Source organism: Caldalkalibacillus mannanilyticus JCM 10596 (assembly GCF_000615945.1).
Lineage (GTDB): Bacteria > Bacillota > Bacilli > Caldalkalibacillales > JCM-10596 > Bacillus_AT > Bacillus_AT mannanilyticus.
In genome coordinates, this window is sequence record NZ_BAMO01000016.1 from 58,624 (window position 1) to 78,813 (window position 20,190).

Here is a 20,190-nt window from a genome sequence, read left to right on the forward strand (position 1 = left end):
GCGTTTACGATGTCCCTTCTGAATTAAAACAAAAAGGGGCATTGGGTAGTTGAACAGAAAAAGGGTGTAGTCAAAGGAACCTTTGAGGAATGAACTACTCCCCTTTTCTCATCAGATTGACGGAGATCAGCATCACAAAAGAGATCAGCATAATGGCTCCAACCCAGAGCCAAGCTAAATGCATTTGACCTGTATCCATGGCGAAGTAAATAGCCGTAGGAATGGTTTGTGTTTTTCCGGGTATATTCCCAGCAAACATAAGAGTGGCTCCAAATTCACCAAGCGCACGAGCAAAGCTTAATATGGCTCCAGAGAGAATCGCCTTGGAGGATAAAGGCAGCGCGACATAGAAAAACACCTTCCATTCATTGGCTCCATCTACCCTAGACGCATTCTCAATATCTCGATCCAGCGATTCAAAACCTGTTTTTGCTGATTGATACATCAACGGAAAAGAAACAACGGTAGCAGCAATCACCGCTGCCCACCATGTAAAAATAATGGGCTGTTGAAACAACCATTCTATCCACTGACCCACCAATGAATTTTTTCCGAAAATCACAATTAATAAAAAACCAATCACCGATGGCGGCAATACAAGAGGAAGAAGGAAGAAGGTATCGACGACAGCTTTCCCTCGAAACGAGCGATGAGCCATGGTTCTGCCGATCATGACTCCGACAATCACTACAATCACAAGTGAAAGGGAGGCAACCTGAAGAGAAAGCAGAACAGGTGACCAAAAATATTCTGTAGCCATCATGGACGCAGCGGGGTGAAACCAAATTTTTCAAAAACCGTCTTAGCTTGATCAGTCTGCAAGAACTGATAAAACAACGCTACTTCCTGATCATGAGGACGATCGTTGATGATACCTAAGGGATAGAGAATGGGTGCATGGGTTCCTTCCTCTGCACTCATCACCACTTGTACCTTAGAAGAGCTTATCGCATCCGTCTTATAGACAATTCCCGCATCTACGTTCCCCGTTTCAACATACATCAACACCTGTCGCACATCCTTGGCATAAACCATTTTATCTTCAAGTTCATTCCATACCCCTATATGCTCTAGCATTTCTTTGGCATATTTTCCTGCAGGAACTGATTCCGGTGTACCAATAGACACAACACGAGCCTGTTCTTTTAAATCCTGAAAGGAACGAATGTTTTGGGAACTTGTTTGGGGAATCACTAAGACGATCTCATTACCAATAAGATCGACTCTATTCGCTGGGTCTACCTGTCCCATTTCGATCAGCTCGGTCATTTTGTCCTCTGCTGCTGAGAAAAAGAGATCGACTGGAGCCCCCTGTAGAATCTGTTGTTGCAAGGCTCCCGAACTGCCAAAGTTATATGTAATCTGGATATTGGGATGATTCTCTTCAAATAATGTTTTTAACTCTTGTAATACATCAGACAAGCTAGCCGCTGCCGAAACAGTAATCGTAATGGTTGCTCCCTGATCCTCCTCTTGTTGCTGACACCCCGCAAGAAACGGTAGGAATAATAGCAATAGTAACATGGTATAAGCCATCCATATTTTTTTCATGGCCGTTCTCCTCCAATAGTACAACTCATACTTAAATATCTCTCATTATTATAACGAAAATGAATGGAGGTTTCACCTTTTGCTATGTGCTTTTGTTGAGGAATGAAAGTGAAAGTGCAGAAACAAACAAATAGTTTCTTTATGATCGTCTAAAAATGAAGGAAAAAGGTTTTTTTTGTCGAACAGAAAGTTTAGATATATCTATTGTCCTAAGAAAGGAGCTTCCTATTGCTACTGAATAACATAAAAAGTTCAAAAGTCCCTTTCTGGTGCTCTTGGCCTGTTATAATTATTGCTACTATTCTGTTTTACCCCTTAGGAATTATTTTGCTTTTATTTAGAATAGCGAAAGATAGGCGTACTAAATTAATCGCAGGTAGAATTATATCCACTCTTGGGGTTTTAGGAATCGTGTTTGCTTTACTAGCCTATTTCATGGATGAAAATATTGTGACAACCGTCTTTGGAATTGCTGGTGTCCTATTTTTCATTTTGGGAATCATGTTGCAGAAAAGAGCGAAAAGAGTCAGGCAAAATATTGACCTGATCGCCAATAAGAAAATAACCAATCTTGATCAAATGGCAGCTATGACAGGAGTATCCTTCGCAGACCTTCAAAAGGAACTTACTCAGATGATTAGAGAGGGCTTTATAAACGGGCAGATTAAGCAATCTAGTAGAGAAATCGTTATCAATAAAAGCCAGTCCCAAACTAGGAATACAGAGGCTCAAAATGCTTCCCAAGCTGCTCAAGTGAAGCAAGTGTCTTGTAAAAGCTGTGGTGCTCATACAACAATGGCTCTACATGAAACGAAGGAATGTGAATACTGTGGTATGCTTATTGCTGGTTCCGAATGAAAAGCTTCCTTATTGAAAGAAAAACGAATGAAAGGAGGACACCCATGTCCACGAATCACTTAGGAAAGCCTGCTTTATCTCCTTGGCTATCTTGGCCCATTGTTATTATTATTACTCTTATATTTCCTCCTCTCGGACTTATTTTTATCATGCTACGTCTTTCTGCCGATAAAAGTGCCGCACTTGTATCTGATAAAAAAATAAAGACCTTAGGATATATTGCCGCCGGTATAGGAATCCTAGCCTTCACTCAAGGTGTTTCTGGAGGTATCATGTTTTTACTCGTTGGCGGATTCATTGTGTATTATAGTAATAAAGTGCACAAACAAGCGTTAAAGATGAAGCAATACATCGATCTTATCGCCAATCAACAGATCACCCAGCTTGACCAGATCTCCAACATAACGGGAAACCCCCATTCCACGGTACACCAAGATATCACGCAAATGATTAAAAAGGGGTATTTTAAAGAAGCTTACATCAATGAAGCGACCGGAGAAATCATCTTTCCTCCACCCGTCACACCCAAGAGTGAGCCTCCTATTTCAGCCGAACCTGAAATAGCGCCTACTCCTACTCCAAGCACTAAATTCATTCAAGCAACCTGCAAAAGCTGTGGTGCTCATACTAGAATAACGCAAAATGAAACTCTAGAGTGCGAGTATTGTGGGATGCTGGTTGTTGGTTCTTGAATGTCATTTGATAGAATCATGCAACAGATGAAACTACAAAGCCTCCACACTTCTTCTTAATGCGAAGGTGGAGGCTTTCAGTTTAATAAATCTCTTCTTCTTTTAGATAGCCATCCTTTACAACCGTTTCGCGTACATTTTCTTTCGTCACCGTGATCGGCTCAAGAAAAATCGACGGAACTTCTGTTTTGCCATTTTGGATGGTTTTATCTGTTGCTATCTCTTGCCCTTGTGCGACTTTTACAGCCATACTTGCCGCTTGTTCTGCCAGTAGATTGATCGATTTATAGACCGTCATTGTTTGTGTCCCCTGTACCACTCTGCGTACCGCCTCAAGTTCGGCATCCTGACCAGAAACCGGTACGCTCCCAGCCAATCCAACTGCTGCTAAGGCTCTAATCACTCCACCTGCTGTACCATCATTAGCTGCAATGACTGCATCGATACGATTGGCATTTTCTCGAAGCGCTGTTTGCATATTTTTCTCGGCTACAGCTGGATTCCAGCCATCGGTATACTGATCATGAACAAGGTTCAATTCACCTTTGTCTATAAAAGGCTGAAGAACTTTCATTGCCCCTTGACGAAACAATATGGCGTTGTTATCAGTTTCTGATCCTCCAATATAAGCTATATTTCCACTTGAAACGCTTTTTAGAATTTCTGTTGCTTGAAGCTCCCCTACCTTCTCGTTGTCAAAAGAGATATAATAATCCACGTCAGCATTCCGTATTAAACGATCGTAGGAAATGACTTTAATTCCTGCTTCATGAGCCAATTCGACGATCGCTGCCGAAACTTCTGCATCATGAGGAACAACGACTAGAACATCGACACCTTCTTCAATCAGTAATTCTGCCTGCTTGATTTGCACATCGTCCAACCCATTGGCAGCCAATGTCTTCACTCTTCCACCTAGCTTCTCTACTGCACCTTCGAATAGAGCTTTGTCCTTGTACCAGCGTTCATCTTGAAGTGTATCTAGCAAAAAGCCAATAAAAACCGTATCTGTTTCCGAAATCAATTTATCTTCAACAACTGGATCAGTAACCTCCGACTGAGAGCACGCGGCTACAATTAGAATAAGCAAAAATAGTCCGATCAGCCGAACTCCTATTTTTTTTCTTCCTTTCATCATCTTCCTTCCTCCTTCCTCTCCCTACTCTTACAATTTAAACTTTTGAATCATAGCATTCATTTGTTCTACCATGGTTGTAAGCTTCTTTGCACTGGATGCCACGTTATCGATTGAGCTTCCTTGCTCATAAACAGTAGCTGTAATTTCTTCTGAGCCTGCTGCTGCTTCCTCAGAGATCGCTGCGATATTCTCAACAGATTGACTGATTTCTTTACTTGATTCCTCTACCTTACGGAAAATCGTAGAGATATCCTGTACCTTTTCTGACATTTCCTCTACCATATCCTTGATGTTGTCAAATTGCTGCCCTGTCTGTTCAATCAGCTCGGTCCCTTTATTCACTTCTGCATAGCCATGGTTTAATTCCTCAGACATGGTCGCAGTTTCTGTTTTAATAGAAAAAATAATCCCTGTGATATTATCTACCGAGTGGGTTACTTCCTCAGCTAATTTCCTGACCTCTGTTGCTACGACGGCAAATCCTTTTCCTGCTTCTCCAGCCCGTGCAGCTTCGATGGATGCATTTAGAGCAAGAAGATTCGTTTGCTCAGCAATCGATTTAATAACATGCACAATTTCTGTGATGGATTCTGTCTTTAACTCCAGACTTTTTACTTTATGAACGGAGGATTCCACAGCATCATTCACTCGTCCCATCTGATCACGTGACTCCTTCATATCCTTGTAGCCTGAAACAGACACGTCAAATACTTGTTTCGAGAACTCCACTAGCTTTTTGCTGTGCTCACTAGCATTCATAATCTCTTCACTAAGCTCTCTTGTACTCTCAGAAATCAGAGTGGCATCATCCGCTTGGGAGGTAGCACCAGTAGCCATTTCCTTCACTGTCACCGCTACTTGATCACTTCCTTGCTTCACTTCCTCAGAGGTCTGTAATAACATCGTGCTTTGTCTATCTACATCCGACGAAAGCTGGGAAACCTCCGAGATCATGTCTCGCAAGCTATGTGCCATGTGGTTGATGGATGTGGATAGCTGTCCAATTTCATCCGTTCCCTCATAGCTTAAATCTTGGTTATTTAATTGACCACTCGCTATCTCTTGACTTCGGGTAACTATTTTATTTAAATTTCTCTTAATATTCACACTCACGAACACCAGTAATACGGATGACACACCCAAAGAAGCAATAGTAGAAATGATTAAAATAGAAATAATGTTTTTGATTCCGCTTTGGGATTGCTGGATAGCTTCCTTATTAAATGTAGTTGCCGAGTTCTTTAACTCTTCTCCCAGTCGGGACGTTTCATTTTTTAATTGTTGAACAGCCTCCTGTAATTTCTGAAACTCATTGGTGTTAATTTGCTGTACATTGGGAACAACTATACTAAAAAATACTGATCCAACTCATGATTGTTTTCGATCATTTGATAAAACAGGTCTAATTGCTCCCCACTCAGATGCTGTTTCAATTTCTTTGCAGTTAAGACAAACTCCTTACTAAAGTCCAGATACTGATTTAATTTTGTATCATCGGATAACAAAATATATTCAGGAATTAAGATATATTTTTCATGATACAAAGTAACCAAATCTCCTGAGTAAATAGCGACTTCATTTTTGACCACCGTTTCTTCCATCGTACTGCTGGTTTTGCTTAGGGAAAGAAAGGTGATTAAAATGGATAAAAGAAAAGTAACAGCCATAATTGAAAAAATGACGAGATACTTTCCCCCTATATTGACATTCCTCCATTTCATACGATTGAACAAAGGACTCCCTCCATTTCTTGGAATATAAAAATAAGATGACGTTCCTATAGAATAATGATCTAGTCTTATAGTTTACTATCGGACTAAAAAGAAGGGGGGTTTATACCCATTCAGTTTGTAAACCTTTCCATTTAACTTATTTTTTTTTCTTATGGCAACAAAAAAAAGGAACGTCATGGAGAGAAAAAATCCCTCTTTGACGTTCCCGAAATCATCCTAGAAAAAACCAAGTGCTTTCTCATCATAGCTGACAAGAAGATTTTTTGTCTGTTGATAATGATTGAGCATCATATGGTGTGTTTCTCGCCCAATTCCTGAGCCTTTGTATCCTCCAAATGCCGCATGCGCTGGATATGAATGATAGCAATTCGTCCATACACGCCCTGCCTCGATTCCACGCCCCATTCGAAATGCTACGTTCATATCGCGGGTCCACAATCCCGCACCTAAGCCGTACAACGTATCATTAGCAATCTCAAGCGCATCATGCTCATCCTTAAATGTGGTGACGCAGACAACAGGTCCGAAAATCTCTTCTTGGAAAACCCTCATGTTATTTTTACCCAGAAGAACGGTGGGCTGGACATAGTACCCAGCTTCACAACTTCCTTCGATCCTTGCTTGATCTCCCCCGATTAATACTTCGGCACCTTCATTCTTTCCAATATGAATATAGGAAAGAATCTTTTCTAATTGCTCACTTGAAGCCTGTGCTCCCATCATGGTTGTTGTATCAAGAGGATTTCCTTGAACGATTTTCTTAACACGCTCTAAGGCACGCTCCATAAAAGGCTCATAGATTGACTCCTGGATCAGTGCTCTGGACGGGCATGTACATACTTCCCCTTGATTTAGAGCAAACATCACAAATCCTTCAACGGCTTTGTCAAACAGAGCATCGTCTTTGGCTAAAATATCCTCGAAGAAAATATTCGGTGATTTTCCTCCTAATTCAAGAGTGACGGGCACAATATTTTTAGAGGCATATTCCATAATCAGCCGACCTGTCGATGTTTCCCCTGTAAAAGCGATTTTAGAGATTCGGTTGCTTGAAGCCAGTGGTTTTCCAGCTTCGAGTCCAAAGCCATTTACGATATTGAGTACACCAGGAGGAAGAAGATCACTAATGAGCTCCATCCATACCAAAACGGAGACAGGAGTCTGCTCAGCAGGTTTTAAGACAATACAATTTCCTGCTGCTAGGGCTGGGGCCAATTTCCATGTTGCCATTAAGATAGGGAAGTTCCACGGAATAATTTGACCCACTACCCCTAATGGTTCCTGAAAGTGGTATGCCACCGTATGTTCATCAATTTGCGAAAGTGATCCTTCCTGAGCACGGATACAACCGGAAAAATAACGAAAATGATCAATGGCAAGTGGAATATCAGCAGCTAGCGTTTCTCGTATTGGCTTCCCATTATCCCATGTTTCCGCTACAGCCAGCATCTCTAGGTTGGCTTCCATCCGATCGGCAATCCTGTTGAGGATATTGGCTCGTTCTGTTACCGTTGTGCGTGACCAAGTAGATTTTGCTGCGTGGGCAGCATCTAAGGCTAATTCAATATCCTCAGCCGTTGAGCGTGGAATCTCACAAAAGGTTTGACCCGTAACAGGAGTCGTATTCTCAAAATACTGACCGTTCACCGGTGCGGTCCATTTGCCCCCTATATAATTTTCATACCTCTTCTTAAATGATATTTTTGAATCAGGTTGGTTTGGTTGAACATACAACATATTTTTTCCCCCTTATCATTGGCTTCACTTCCTTCAAGCAAACAACATGCCAACATAAAAAGAGGGATTGTTACGACGTTTTTCTAACTCTAAAGTGTTCTACTGTTCCATTGTTGAACATAAGATTGTTCCATAACGGAACAGTTTAAATTTTTTACAAGCAAAAAGCTTCCTTTCCGTATCATGAACCTTTGAATGGAAGCCTGATTTTATGTTATGATTTTTATAATCTATCATTGATACGTTGGGGGTGGCTAAACCGTGTCATCAGTATTACATGTTGATTCTGCTCCACCTTATGTTCTAACTTCTTGGAAGCGCTGTCAAAATAACGGCTTGATTCCAGATCAGCCAACAAATGATCAAATCATTTCTGGACGTAAACTCCAAGAAATAAAACAAAACCACACCTTGTTGCTTCAACATGCCATTCCCTTGATCCAGCGTTTGCTTCCTGTTTTGAAACGAAACCAGCAAATTATCCTGCTTGTGAATCCCGATGGAGATATCATTCACCACGAGGGGGACCCTACTTTCGCCTCCCAAGCTCAAGCCATTCAATTACAGACTGGAGCCAATTGGCATGAAAATCGAAAGGGCACCAATGCCATCGGACTTGCTTTAATAGAGAAAGAAGCCATGATCGTAGAAGGAAGCCAGCACTTCTTTACAGAAAATCACGGGATTTCCTGTGCTTCCAGCCCTATTTTCTCCTCCTCTGGAGAATTGGTTGGAGTGATCAATATCAGTGGACCTCCCACCCAGGATTATCTCTCTGCTTTAACATTGGTCTGCTTAACAGCAGAAAGAATTCAAACACAACTTCTTCTAGCGGAAGCCAAGCTGGAGCATTCCCTCATGCTGCAAGAATGGGAGTATACAGCCAATCTCCTCTCCACTCCTGTGATCACGATGGACCGAGAGCAGCGCATTCTGCGGGCAAATCAATCAGCCAAGAAAATGATAGGCCAAGATTGCATAGGCAAACGATTAGAGAAGCCTCACTCATTCTTCCTCAAAACCATTGAGGACCACACCTCCAAGCTGTGGCGTTCGATTGCCATACATCAGCCTGTTAAAAAGAAAGAAAACAAAAGCTATCAATTTGAAGATATTTTTGCTACCTGTCCCTCCATCCTGAAAGTCAAGGGAATAGCGAAAAAAGCAGCGTTAACTGATTTCCCCCTTCTTTTATTAGGTGAGAGTGGCACAGGAAAGGAATTATTTGCGCAAGCGATTCATCAGCAAAGCCTACGTCAAGGGCAACCCTTTATCGCTGTAAACTGTAGTGCTATACCTGATAGTTTAGTGGAAAGTGAATTTTTTGGTTACGTACGCGGAGCATTTACCGGGGCAAATACAGAGGGAAGTATAGGAAAGGTTGAAGCCGCTCATGAGGGGACTCTATTCCTTGATGAGATTGGAGATATGTCCCTGCGTGCTCAAGCGACTTTGCTTCGAGTCATTCAGGAACAAACCATCACGCCCGTTGGAAGCGTTCATGCCAAGCCCATTGATGTGCGAATCATAGCCGCTACACATCGAGATTTACTGGCAGAAGTGAAGGCAGGCCGCTTCCGAGCCGATCTTTATTATCGACTCAAGGGAATCCAAATCCTATTGCCACCACTCAGAAAGCGAACCGATATCATTGAATTGGCTGAGCATCTCCTAGAGCGACTGAATATTTCTACTACTTCCTTTACACTTGAAGCTAGAGCCTTCTGCACACCTATCCTTGGCCTGGAAATGTTCGTGAGCTACACAGCGTGTTGATGAATGCTGCCTTTCTCGCTGATGGAGAGCCCATTGATACCTGCCATCTCCAACTGGATGAACATAATCTGAACCAGATAGCACAACCATCTACATGCAGCTCTTTAGAAGAAATGGAAAAGGAAACAATCCTCCAAACCCTCCAGCTCGCCGAAGGTAATATGAGCAAAGCAGCTAAAATGTTGCGTATCGGCAGGAATACTCTGTATCGTAAAATGAAGCGCTACCAGCTTTAGAGAGTCCACACTTAAGGTATAAGTCATAAAATCATTCGAGGATGGTTTGTTGAGTAGGCGGGATAACCCCGCCTATTTCATTCTACTGGTCAAATTAAAAATATAACTATAAATTATTAGTTGGAAATATAAAGGAACTCTTATAGTTAAGAATTCCTTTACCCCGCTGAGAGCATCCAAGATACTTTCTGATATATTTCATCTGTATAGTAGTACTCTCCTTCGTAGTACCAATAATTGTTTTCAAAAATAACTAACTCAATTTTGTCGTCATATATAAAAGTTATCTTCTCAACTGTGGCTACGTCCTCAGTCATATTGTTTACTTTATCTTGAAAATTAAAGAGTCTATTAACTGTATCCAATCTGTAAGTGGAATTATCCATTTCATAATAATTACTACCATCCCAAGAAAACTTCATTGTTTTATACGAAAAAAGTCCTGTTCTGTTATAGAATTCTTTGTAATCCTCTTTTACTTTATTATACAGGTTTGATGATTTAAGCATAAAACTCCCTATAATATTATCGTTTAGTGATAATGAAATAATTTGATTCGATATAAATGTTAATTTAAAACCGTTCGCATCAACCACTACATTTGGGTAAGGTACTCTGTCATATTCTAATGTTGTTTCCTTTAACGATTTAACACTTTCGCTAAATAGTTCAAAATATTTATCATCTAACTCATCGCCTAAATCAATGTCTTCTAACGACAAAGAAAGAACAATTCTTTCATCAAAATCTATATGCTCAATATTATTTGCTATAAGACGCAAGCTATCGTAAAAAACATGCGAAGGCAATTCATAATAATTTGAATTATGTTCTAAATAGTTCTGAAAAATTAAGTATTCTTTTTTATTTTTTATCACTTTTATAGAAGTAGCATCTAACCAATCATTTTGTTCGATTAATGTACCATGTTTGCTAGCTTCCTCTATCTCTTTAAGTATTCCCAGTTCATCTTCTTGAACATCCATTGTGAACACATTATTATACTCTAGTGTATAACTACCTGTTTCTTGAGAACAACCATTTAATAAAATAAGTAGAATAATAAATAATACAATATATGCTTTATTATTCAATAGAATCCCTCCTTTGATAATATAATAAAGTAGGGTGGGGATTTATCCCACACCCTATAACTATTTCTTATTTTATTGGTCTTTGTTGGTTGTCTTCTAATATTCTACTATATTTATACGCTGAATAGGAGTCCATAGATTTCCATGTTCTGTTGTAGTCTTGAGTACTACCTTTCCCAGCAGGAGTAGCTTCCTTTGTATACACAGTTTCTGAAGATAACGTACGGTATAAAACAACATGATCACCAGCTTTATTCAAAGCGTCCATAAGTTTTAAGGATGATTTTTCTATTTTTGTTGAAATCTCAGGAATATGCCAAGTACTTAATTTTTTTGTGTCTGTTCTGAACCATGCTATCTGAACAAAACCTGAACAATCTATCCCTGTTGGTCTTGGGGAATAATTCGCTGAAGATACATTCCCAGCTTGCCTACCATTTCCTTGCAAGTTTGGAAATAACCCTCTCCAATCTTTATCACCTCCACTTTTATCCCAAGTATAAGTATCTATTCCGTCAGCCCCTCCCCACATGTAAGGTATTCCCGTAACTTCATCGCCTACTTTAGCGTCTACTATATACTTTGGTAATTGTGTTTTTCCGTAAATCTCCTTGTTTCCTTTGTTTACCTTCCATTTGTGATTTATCATCTGGTTCGCTCTAGAACTCACTTCACTCCTATAAATATGCCCATTCTCAACTAAATCACTACTCTTAAGATTACTATCTAAATCCTTAATATCTACTACTTCGTTTTTCTTATCTTTCTGATATTCACCCGAGCTATGATACTCACTTACACGTTTATCTAAAGTTTTTTCATATTTCTTCCCTACTAGTACTTCATAAACTTTTAAACTATCACTTTCTGGTGAAAGCAAATAAATTTTATTGTTTTCCACCCTTACCATATGATTAGGAATAAATTTCATTTTCTCTAGAGGCATTCTTGCAGCTCCTGTAAGTTCACCTTTCTTATTTACCACTTGAATGAAGGATTCAACCATTATTTTATGCGTATCAGAAACCTCTGTCTTCTCAAAAACAATTTGGTTTCCAACTACTCCTCTTACTATTATTTCTCCAAAAGTATGTTCAAATGGGATATCAATTATTTTTTTATCTTTATCGCCATGAAGTATAATCTGTCCCTCTTTTTGGTTAACAATACTAACATCTATTCTCTCTAAGGTATTTTCAAGATGCCTACCTTTATTTATTTTTACTCCATTATTAAGTGAAACAGCTACATCAGTTGATTGCCTAACAATTATGTTGTTGTTAAAATCCATATCTAAACCAGTTGGAATTTCGATGACATCTGGTATTGAAGACTTCTCTATCAAATTTCCTTTTGAATCATAAGATAATACTGTATCGCTGCCAATATCTAATACATACATAGTACCATCTTTACATACATATAGGTCGGTTCCCCAATACAATTCATCTAATTGAATCATATCAAGATTATTCCCAGACTTGATTAAGATTTTTTTATTTACATTATCAAGAATATATATCTTGTTATTTCTGACAAAAAAACTAGTTGGTCCTTCCGCTAGAATTTCTTCACCAGATTCAATAAAGCCCACCTCTTTCGCTGTCCCACCATAGGGAATTGAAACAACTTCTACTAAACCTTCGTTCTCCAAGATATCTAGTTGAATATTTAATGTATTCTCATCCTGAGCCGATATCGGTAAACTGACACTAAAAGCAAAAGAAAGACATACCAAAACAACTAGAATTTTTTTAATTTCCATACAAATAATCTCCTCCTTGTTATTAAACAATGTTCAGTTTTTTTCGTTACAGTAAGTCTTATAGAACTTGAGAAATATCACACCTCCTTTTTGTTAAATGAACTTAACGCAATCAGGGATAAGTTCACTTTAAAATCTCAATATTTTAATTAAAGGAAAACACTGGTTAAGTATCTATTCTTATCTGACATTTTTTAGTTTATCATCCCTATAAAAGGATGTGAATAGTACATATGGAATATTTATTATGCATGATTAACATCGCTTTAGATAAAAAGGGGTTCATAATCTATTTCCCTTATTTTAGAGAAAAATAAAGAAGGTGTACCAAAAATAAATCATAATGGTACATCTTCCTCTATAATAATAGGAATTAAGTTTTATCTAAATTGGGCTACCCCATATCGATCCTGCCGGGGTTCTTATGTTGGAAGCGGGATCTGAAGATCAATACAGCATATAGAACTTTAATCTCTAAAAAGCTCGAGTTTGGAGCCAAGCCCTCTGCTTATACAGAGCCGGTAAGGTACACGCTAAGAGGACCGTTTGGGTGCTTTATATCTTCTGAAAAACTCATATACATCGATCAGCCCGACGAGCAAAAAGAACAAAATGTTCAAATTATAGAATTACATTCCATTCAGTGAGTGCAAAGGACATATCTGTATTCTCTAAAAGAAAGCTACCTTGATCGTATTCTCCTTAGGGGAGTCCCATAAAAGTAACGATTTCCAGACCTTCTTATTAATAATGATGACTTGATCACCCTGCAACTCCCACGTTTTTTGCTCCGTTATATTTTTTCCTAAAAATTGCTTAACCACTTCTACATTTCCAGTAGATTCGAATTGAAGCTGGAAGAAGCTTTCTCCTTCCTCCTTTTAATAAACCATACTTTAAACAAAAAGAAATAAAATTGTGAAACGTTTCACATACATAGGTAAAAAAATAGAGAGGATGATATTCATAAAATTCGAACGTTCGTTATGTTTATAGTAGCACGTCCTCTGTACCTAGTCAATCTCTATTATCTCCGAAACGCTTCACATTTTTTCATCATTTGATATTCTGTTTTAGGAGCCGCATGTGTTCAACCCGCGGCTTCTATTACACGTTCAAATGAATTTTTCTCCATTCTGAAGGAGTCACCCCTTCCATTTTCTTGAATTGTTTGTAGAAGTAAGTAGCATCAGGATACCCTACTTTTTTGCCGATATTTCCTGCTTTTTCATGGGAGTTAAGCAGGAGTTTTTTGGCACGGTCCATTCTCAGCTTGGTCAGGTATTTCGTAAATGAGCATTTCACTTCTTTTTGAAACACTTGCCCTAGATAAATCGGATTGATATGAAAGGAATGCCCTAGGGTTTTCAAGGACATATCTTCGGCATAGTTTTGATGAATATAGTTGATAATAGTCTGAATAATGGGGCTGTATTCTCCCCCTTCTTGATCTGCATGTCCTTCCATCATCTGAATACATTGCTCTACGACTTTCATGGCTTCTTCAAACGTTTCAATATAGAGCATCTGATAAATCATGTGGACATACTGTTCATACTCCATAGAGATAAAAAATTTATTTTTGACCTGAAAAAAGAATTCAAGCAGAATGCTTCTCAACAGAAAGGGGCGCTGCTGCTGATCCTGTTCCATTCCTTGTAAAAGCTCAGAGAGAGACGCCTTGACAGCCGTATATTGCTCATTGGCTAATTGTTCTAGAAGCTCTGGCTTTACATGATGAGCAGGCTGAGGCTCTGCTGCCGCCCTTCCTCTATTCCCTTTCAAGTAAAGCTGTTCTGCCATACCATGCTCTTGATTAGGCAGCAGCAGTTTTAATTCACACGTCATTTCTAACTCGCGATAAGTCTGGTGAACCTGATGGAATGAATCCAGTCTTTCACTCAAGACAAACACATAATCCTCTGGCAGGTCAAGCTTCTGCAAAAACAAGTCGAAAGCAGCTTTCTCTGCCTCCCACTCCGCTTCTGAATCAAGTCCCGTCCATAGGAGTAATAGATCCCCTGAAGGTGTCAGAACAGCTACCGCCTTTGTTGTTTGCTCTATCTTCTCTTGTAAGGAATGAAGATAGCTTTCACTTTGCTCCTCCCACTCTAGCTTGAACAGACCTAGCCAAAAAGGGGTTGTGAGCTGGAGAGATGGATAGAGAGCGATTCTCTCTTTAAATTCCTTGCCTTCCATTTTGCCCGTGATCCATCTCCAGATCGCATGATCCCGAAGAACAAGCATGGATTTCTCTTCTAACAGGGTGCGGTTGATCTTTTCTTTGACATGCAAGAGAGAAGAAACCAATTCAGTTTCTTGAATAGGCTTTAATAAATAGTTTTCAATTCCTAGCTTCAGCCCTTTTTTGACAAGATCAAATTCTTGGAAGCCTGAGAGAATCATGGTCTTGATATGGCTTTTTTCCATGTTCAATGCTTCAATGAGTTCAAGCCCCGTGAGCTCTGGCATGTTGATATCAGTAATAAGCAAATCAAAGGGGAGCACGCGAGAAAGCTCAAGCGCCTCTTGTCCATTTCTAGCCGTCGCCACAATCTCAAACCCCATTGATTCCCAATCAATAATGTAGCGCAGTCCTTCTAGAATGAGAGGTTCATCATCTACTAGCATCACTCTTATCATCTCACGACACCTCACTTATCAAGGGTAATTGAACGGTTACTAACGTCTGTACATCAGGGATACTCTCTATCCTTACTCCGTATGAATCTCCATATTTCATGCGGATGCGTTGATTCACATTGCCTAAGCCAATCGAGTCTGAAGATCCTTCCCCATTCTCTAAACGTTTTCTAATCTCCTCTAATCGACTAGGCGGTATTCCTTTGCCATTGTCTTTTATTTCAATCCACAATTTATCTTCTATTTCAAAAATGGCGACACTTAATTCATTATCTAGAGCCTCGCGTCTAAAACCATGCAGCAGAAAGTTTTCGATCAGAGGCTGGAGGATAAAAGGAGGAAGGTAATAATTCTTTAGCTTCTCTTCTACCCTGAACTGACTTCTCAGTTGGTTTTGGAATCTGATCTTAAATAGCTCTATATATTGATGTGCATGGTCCTGTTCATTTTCAACCGTGACAAGCTCCCCTGTCTTAATCGAATACCTAAACAATTGCGCCAGCTGGACGATCATCTTAGCTGAAGTTCTTCCCCCTTCCGCTAGGGATTTCATCCGTATTGCTTCAAGCGTATTATACAAAAAATGAGGGTTAATCTGGGCTTGCAGATTGGCTAGCTCTGCCTCTTTTTGCTTTAGCTTAGAGGCATACACTGTCTGAATATGTTCATTTAATTCTTCAAGTGTTTCATTAAATGTATTAGAAATGATGGTCAGATCATCGTCCACCTTAGAGGTTGGAATTCTTACCGTCAGATCTCCTTCTTTTACCTCCTTCATTTTTTGGACAATATGATCGACACGCTTGGAATATCCTCTTAGCGAGTAGTAAGGAAGAGCAATCGCTAAGCAGGTTAGAAAGAAAATAAAAGAAAGAATGGTTACTTTATAGGTGAACAATTGCGCCAACTCACTTTTAGGAATGATGGCAGTCACCATTAGCTCACTTGTTGGTTCAATCATGGCTTGGACATAATAATCCTCTTTTACTTTTATTTTCTTCTGAAAGGTACTGTACTGGATTTCTTGTAAGAGGTCAGAGGAGATGTCACCATAGGAAAAACGGAGATTCATCTCTGAATCTGTTATAAGAAAGGTTCCTTTGATCGTGTCCTCTCGTAAGGACAATAAGCGTTTGATATGATCATAGGTAAAATAGGCAGTGACATTCCCCAACCGTTCCAGTGAAATGGGGTCGTTGATTTGTTCTTCTACCTTATACACCTCTTTGTGCCCATATTCGTCTCCTTCAACCAATCGGTCTGCCCCCTGTTCAAAGGGCTTGCTTGGCTGCCAGCGGCTGCGATTATATAGATACATATACTCCGTGCTAAATGTTTCATTACGAATCCGTAAGGCTAGTACCTCGGAATCTCTGGAAAAGTAGTTTTTTACGAACAGATCAAAATGATAGGGTACGAAGGATTGGCTATTAGAAAACTTATCTAAACGATAGCTAATATATTCCTGATAATCATGCTGTAGGGCAAAGGCTAGGTCTTCAATTAAACGTTGATCAAGATAGAGCTGAAGAACCCCTTGCTTGACAAAGGTATGCTTGGCTTGTATTTCAGAGTGAATTTGCCTGATAACCGCTTCATGTTTATCTATTTCTTTCTGAATAATAAAATCTGAATAATAGTCAGAGAGAAAGAGAAATAAGATCGACATCGTTAGAAAAATAATTGTGGAATAGGTAAAAAAGACTCGATAAAACATGCGGTCACTTATTTTCTTTAATATATGAAGCGCTTTCATTCTGCTCACTCCCCGCCATGAAGGAAAAGGGACAGAGGCTTACAAACACTTAGCCCCTGTGCCTCTCATGATCATTCAAGCTCTACTTCTATTGTTTTAATTTCATAAGGGGTAAATGAAAGAGTAAGAGGAGCAGGTTGATAGTCGGTATAGCTCTCGTCCTCCATCATATTTACTTCTCTCCAGCGCCTAATCTTATAGGAGCTCTCTATGTGAACCCTTGTGGTTGATCCTTCCATTTCATGCAGTCGAAGAATAATAGATTCTCTATCTTCGGCTTTTTTAATCGTATCCAGAATGACCTGCTCACTTGTCACGGAAAATAAGCACTGTTCGAATTCCTGCTTCACCTTTCCTGGAAGGACCCTTAGCTCAGAATTGAGATAAGTCGCCTCTCGTTCTACCTCATGCTTGCAAGCAATCCCGCCAAATGGATAGAGCGAGTACGTAAAGTGATGCTTTCCTAGATCTGCGTGAGGGTCAGGATAAACAGAGCCTTTTAATAGGGAAAGGGCTAGAACATGATTCTTAATCGAGTAGCCATACTTGCTATTGTTCAGTAAACCAATGCCATAATACGGTTCAGCCAGCGCCGCCCACTTATGACCCACTGTTTCAAAGCGTGCCATATCCCATGATGTATTCCAATGGGTAGGGCGCTTTACATTACCGAATTGAATATCATAGATCGCTTCGGTCGATCGAATCTCCACAGGAAACTCAACCTTTAATAGCTTCTGTCTGGCGTTCCAGAGAACCTCTGTTTCAAAGTCCAATCTTTTCGTATGACGATAGCTATGCACGTACTGAATCATCTCTCCCTGTGGGAACTCCCAGATAAAACAGAGTGTTGTTCGGATAGGTCCATTATCTACTATCTTACACTCTTTTAGCTGATCAATCATCGTAAATTTTTCCTGATAGAACAAATCGATATCCCAAGCATCATGAGCCAGTGCTTATCCTCATACAGCTTAAATAGATTGCCCTGCTCCCCTTGCTTTATCATTTCTCGCTGCGCTTGCTTGTCGTAAATACGCGTCAACTGACCCTGTGCATTCCACTCTAGCGCATAATAAGGCGTTTCCCAAGTCCGTTGCTCAAGATTAATCGCACTTAGCTTCTTGCTTTCAGCATGGTCCGTTACCGCCTGTACAGGGATGCAGGTCAGGCTCTGATACGAGAAGGGAATGCTTTCTTCAATGAGGACAAGATCTTCTCCCCTGGCTGTTTTTTGGGACAGTACGCTTTCTCCCTTGACTTGGTAAACGACGCTTTTCTTTTGGTCAAAGCTTGGTACCTTAAGCAGAACAGAAGTCCTGTATTGATGCGGATGAACAAAAGACCAGCTGTGTTCACTCTCTTCTAGCATCGATTTCTCCTGTGTGCTCAGCACCTTCTGCTGAATCACAGCGGCATGGTCATAATCCTGATGGGCGTCTTCGTACACCTCGGTAATGGATGAGCCCGGGATAATATCATGGAACTGGTTTAATAATAGCAGCTTCCACCCTTGCTCAAGAGAAGCCGAGGGATACTCCGTCCAGCCCTGTATAATCCCATTCCACACGGAAACGAACTCCGCCTCCCGATAAGCCCACTCTAAGCGACGATTCCTTTCCTTCATTTTGGCTTGGCTTGTGTAGGTTCCGCGATGATATTCTAGATACAGCTCCCCATCCCATGTATGAATATAGTGCTCCGAGTTCTGCACCTTCTCATGCAGCTTGGCAAAATAATCACTGACGGGTGTAGATTCTACATTCGGCATGCCCGGAATTAGATGAAATTCCCGTTTCATCTCTAGCATCTCTCTGTTTACACCACCTCCACCGTCTCCGTAGCCATAAGCCAATAACAGCTCCTGATTCACCTCTTTATCTCGGTACTTTTCCCAGATGCCCTGAACCGTTTCCGCCGTGATCAGCCCATTATAGGTGTAGAACCAAGAATCCTCTGCTCTTCCAGGCTCGGGTGTCGTGATGAAATGAGTAAGAATTTCTGACCCATCAATCCCTCTCCATCTAAAGGTATCATGAGGCATCCGATTGTATTGATTCCAGCTGATTTTGGTCGTCATAAAGGTATCAATACCTGATTTACGCAATATTTGTGGTAAAGACCAGCTATAGCCAAAAACATCTGGCAGCCAAAGCGTGCGGTTCTTCTTCTTAAATTCTTGTTCAAAAAATCGTTTTCCATAGAGCAATTGGCGCACGAAGGATTCACCAGAAGGGATATTGCAATCCGCTTCGACCCACATCGCTCCTTCTACCTCCCATTGCCCCTGTTCCACCTTCTGCTGAATAGCCTGAAAAAGCGCTGGGTCCTCTTCTTTAATCCATTCATACAGCTGGGGCTGACTTTGCACGTAGTTGTAATCAGGATACAGCTCCATTAGCCTTAGTACGGTGGTAAAGGTTCGCTTTGCTTTTTCTTTGGTATGCTTCGTACGCCAGAGCCATGCCAAATCGATATGGGAGTGTCCTACGGTATGAATCGTCACATCAGCATGCTTTGGCACCGAATTCATTCGCTCAGTAAGATCATCTAGCGCTTGATAAACCGATGTATAGAAGTCTTCACTCCCCGCATTAGACCAATCTAATTGGTGAAAGGCACGATCAAGGCTAGAAAGCAGCTGAATACGGGTGGTATCTTGCCCCTTTTGACGCTTGATCGAATCAAGCAATGCCTTGGATTTATAGTACAAGCGATCTGCTTGATCATCTAACCAGCCGTACCATGCCTCCTTTAAGCGATAATACTGTACCTGCGGATGCCCGCCGCCCTCAAGCCCAGACCATAATAATACATCTATCTCAAGTTCAGCCTCCTCTGTATCAGGTAGAATAATTTCCTTATGATTAGAATCGACTCCCTGACAAGGCTTCTTATTCACATACAACAAGGATTCAAAGCCTGAATTATTTCCTCCTCCTGTACGACCTAAATCAAGATAGAGAACTTTTTTCTTGCCTCTCCATTCGCTTGGGATCGTTAGAGTGGTATGGAGCCATAAATAGCGATCTCTTCCCGACCATGCATCATTGATCGTTAGCTGTCCATTGGAATATCCTTCGGGCAGATGCAGCTCTCTCCCCTTTTCAGGCTCATGAACCTGAAAAGCTTCTACTTGCTTAAGTTCACGATAACGTAAGCGATCTAATTCATGCAGGCGATTCTGTAATTTTTCTAGTTTATAAAACAT

At 40.3% G+C, this 20,190-nt stretch carries 17 protein-coding genes; 4 read left to right on the top strand and 13 right to left on the bottom strand.

Going from position 1 to position 20,190, the window contains the following annotated elements; genetic code table 11:
* Positions 1 to 94 precede the first annotated feature (94 nt).
* Together modB and modA are read right to left on the bottom strand one after the other, a co-directional pair.
* On the bottom strand, positions 95 to 763 hold the full coding sequence (gene modB / locus JCM10596_RS10690) for a molybdate ABC transporter permease subunit (protein WP_034681132.1): 669 nt from the start codon (positions 761 to 763) through the stop codon (positions 95 to 97).
* On the bottom strand, positions 760 to 1,551 hold the full coding sequence (gene modA, locus JCM10596_RS10695) for a molybdate ABC transporter substrate-binding protein (protein WP_025027129.1): 792 nt from the start codon (positions 1,549 to 1,551) through the stop codon (positions 760 to 762). Before modA ends, modB begins: the two co-directional genes overlap by 4 nt.
* Positions 1,552 to 1,962: 411 nt before the next feature.
* On the opposite strand from modA, the gene JCM10596_RS10700 reads away from it, so the two are divergent.
* Both JCM10596_RS10700 and JCM10596_RS10705 read left to right on the top strand, forming a co-directional pair.
* Complete coding sequence (locus JCM10596_RS10700; RefSeq protein WP_148302565.1) at positions 1,963 to 2,409, top strand: PCI domain-containing protein; 447 nt, start codon at positions 1,963 to 1,965, stop codon at positions 2,407 to 2,409.
* 44 nt (positions 2,410 to 2,453) lie between these two features.
* On the top strand, positions 2,454 to 3,101 hold the full coding sequence (locus tag JCM10596_RS10705) for a hypothetical protein (RefSeq protein ID WP_025027131.1): 648 nt from the start codon (positions 2,454 to 2,456) through the stop codon (positions 3,099 to 3,101).
* Positions 3,102 to 3,183: 82 nt separating this feature from the next.
* On the opposite strand, the gene JCM10596_RS10710 is transcribed toward JCM10596_RS10705, so the two are convergent.
* The 4 genes from JCM10596_RS10710 to adh form a co-directional block, all read right to left on the bottom strand.
* A complete protein-coding gene (locus tag JCM10596_RS10710; RefSeq protein WP_025027132.1) occupies positions 3,184 to 4,236 on the bottom strand; it encodes a sugar ABC transporter substrate-binding protein in 1,053 nt (350 codons plus the stop codon).
* Between the two features lie 30 nt (positions 4,237 to 4,266).
* Complete coding sequence (locus JCM10596_RS30215) at positions 4,267 to 5,346, bottom strand: methyl-accepting chemotaxis protein (protein WP_234410476.1); 1,080 nt, start codon at positions 5,344 to 5,346, stop codon at positions 4,267 to 4,269.
* A 236-nt stretch (positions 5,347 to 5,582) separates the two neighbouring features.
* Entirely contained in the window at positions 5,583 to 5,972 is a 390-nt protein-coding gene (locus tag JCM10596_RS30220; protein ID WP_234410477.1) for a CHASE3 domain-containing protein, read from the bottom strand.
* Between the two features lie 216 nt (positions 5,973 to 6,188).
* The gene (adh, locus tag JCM10596_RS10720) at positions 6,189 to 7,709 is read right to left on the bottom strand and encodes an aldehyde dehydrogenase (protein WP_025027133.1); all 1,521 of its coding nucleotides are present in this window, start codon (positions 7,707 to 7,709) and stop codon (positions 6,189 to 6,191) included.
* Positions 7,710 to 7,970: 261 nt separating this feature from the next.
* On the opposite strand from adh, the gene JCM10596_RS10725 reads away from it, so the two are divergent.
* A complete protein-coding gene (locus JCM10596_RS10725; RefSeq protein WP_025027134.1) occupies positions 7,971 to 9,485 on the top strand; it encodes a sigma-54-dependent Fis family transcriptional regulator in 1,515 nt (504 codons plus the stop codon).
* A complete protein-coding gene (locus tag JCM10596_RS30225) occupies positions 9,485 to 9,721 on the top strand; it encodes a helix-turn-helix domain-containing protein (RefSeq protein ID WP_034681136.1) in 237 nt (78 codons plus the stop codon). The genes JCM10596_RS10725 and JCM10596_RS30225 overlap by 1 nt, the downstream gene beginning before the upstream one ends.
* 158 nt (positions 9,722 to 9,879) lie before the next feature.
* Here JCM10596_RS30225 and JCM10596_RS10735 read toward each other — a convergent pair whose 3' ends face one another.
* From JCM10596_RS10735 to JCM10596_RS24975, 7 genes are all read right to left on the bottom strand, one after another.
* Complete coding sequence (locus JCM10596_RS10735) at positions 9,880 to 10,815, bottom strand: hypothetical protein (protein ID WP_025027136.1); 936 nt, start codon at positions 10,813 to 10,815, stop codon at positions 9,880 to 9,882.
* Positions 10,816 to 10,882: 67 nt separating this feature from the next.
* Positions 10,883 to 12,580: an NHL repeat-containing protein gene (locus JCM10596_RS27780; RefSeq protein WP_025027137.1), complete on the bottom strand. Its 1,698-nt coding sequence runs from the start codon at positions 12,578 to 12,580 to the stop codon at positions 10,883 to 10,885.
* 671 nt (positions 12,581 to 13,251) lie between these two features.
* The gene (locus JCM10596_RS29525; RefSeq protein ID WP_159102343.1) at positions 13,252 to 13,404 is read right to left on the bottom strand and encodes a hypothetical protein; all 153 of its coding nucleotides are present in this window, start codon (positions 13,402 to 13,404) and stop codon (positions 13,252 to 13,254) included.
* Between the two features lie 283 nt (positions 13,405 to 13,687).
* Positions 13,688 to 15,223 (bottom strand): response regulator transcription factor, encoded by a 1,536-nt coding sequence (locus tag JCM10596_RS10750; protein ID WP_025027138.1) that lies wholly within the window; start codon positions 15,221 to 15,223, stop codon positions 13,688 to 13,690.
* A gap of 1 nt (position 15,224) precedes the next feature.
* Entirely contained in the window at positions 15,225 to 16,979 is a 1,755-nt protein-coding gene (locus JCM10596_RS27785; protein ID WP_025027139.1) for a sensor histidine kinase, read from the bottom strand.
* A 71-nt stretch (positions 16,980 to 17,050) separates the two neighbouring features.
* A complete protein-coding gene (locus tag JCM10596_RS30790) occupies positions 17,051 to 17,884 on the bottom strand; it encodes a glycoside hydrolase family 38 C-terminal domain-containing protein (RefSeq protein ID WP_051541269.1) in 834 nt (277 codons plus the stop codon).
* Complete coding sequence (locus tag JCM10596_RS24975) at positions 17,881 to 20,190, bottom strand: alpha-mannosidase (RefSeq protein ID WP_051541270.1); 2,310 nt, start codon at positions 20,188 to 20,190, stop codon at positions 17,881 to 17,883. Before JCM10596_RS24975 ends, JCM10596_RS30790 begins: the two co-directional genes overlap by 4 nt.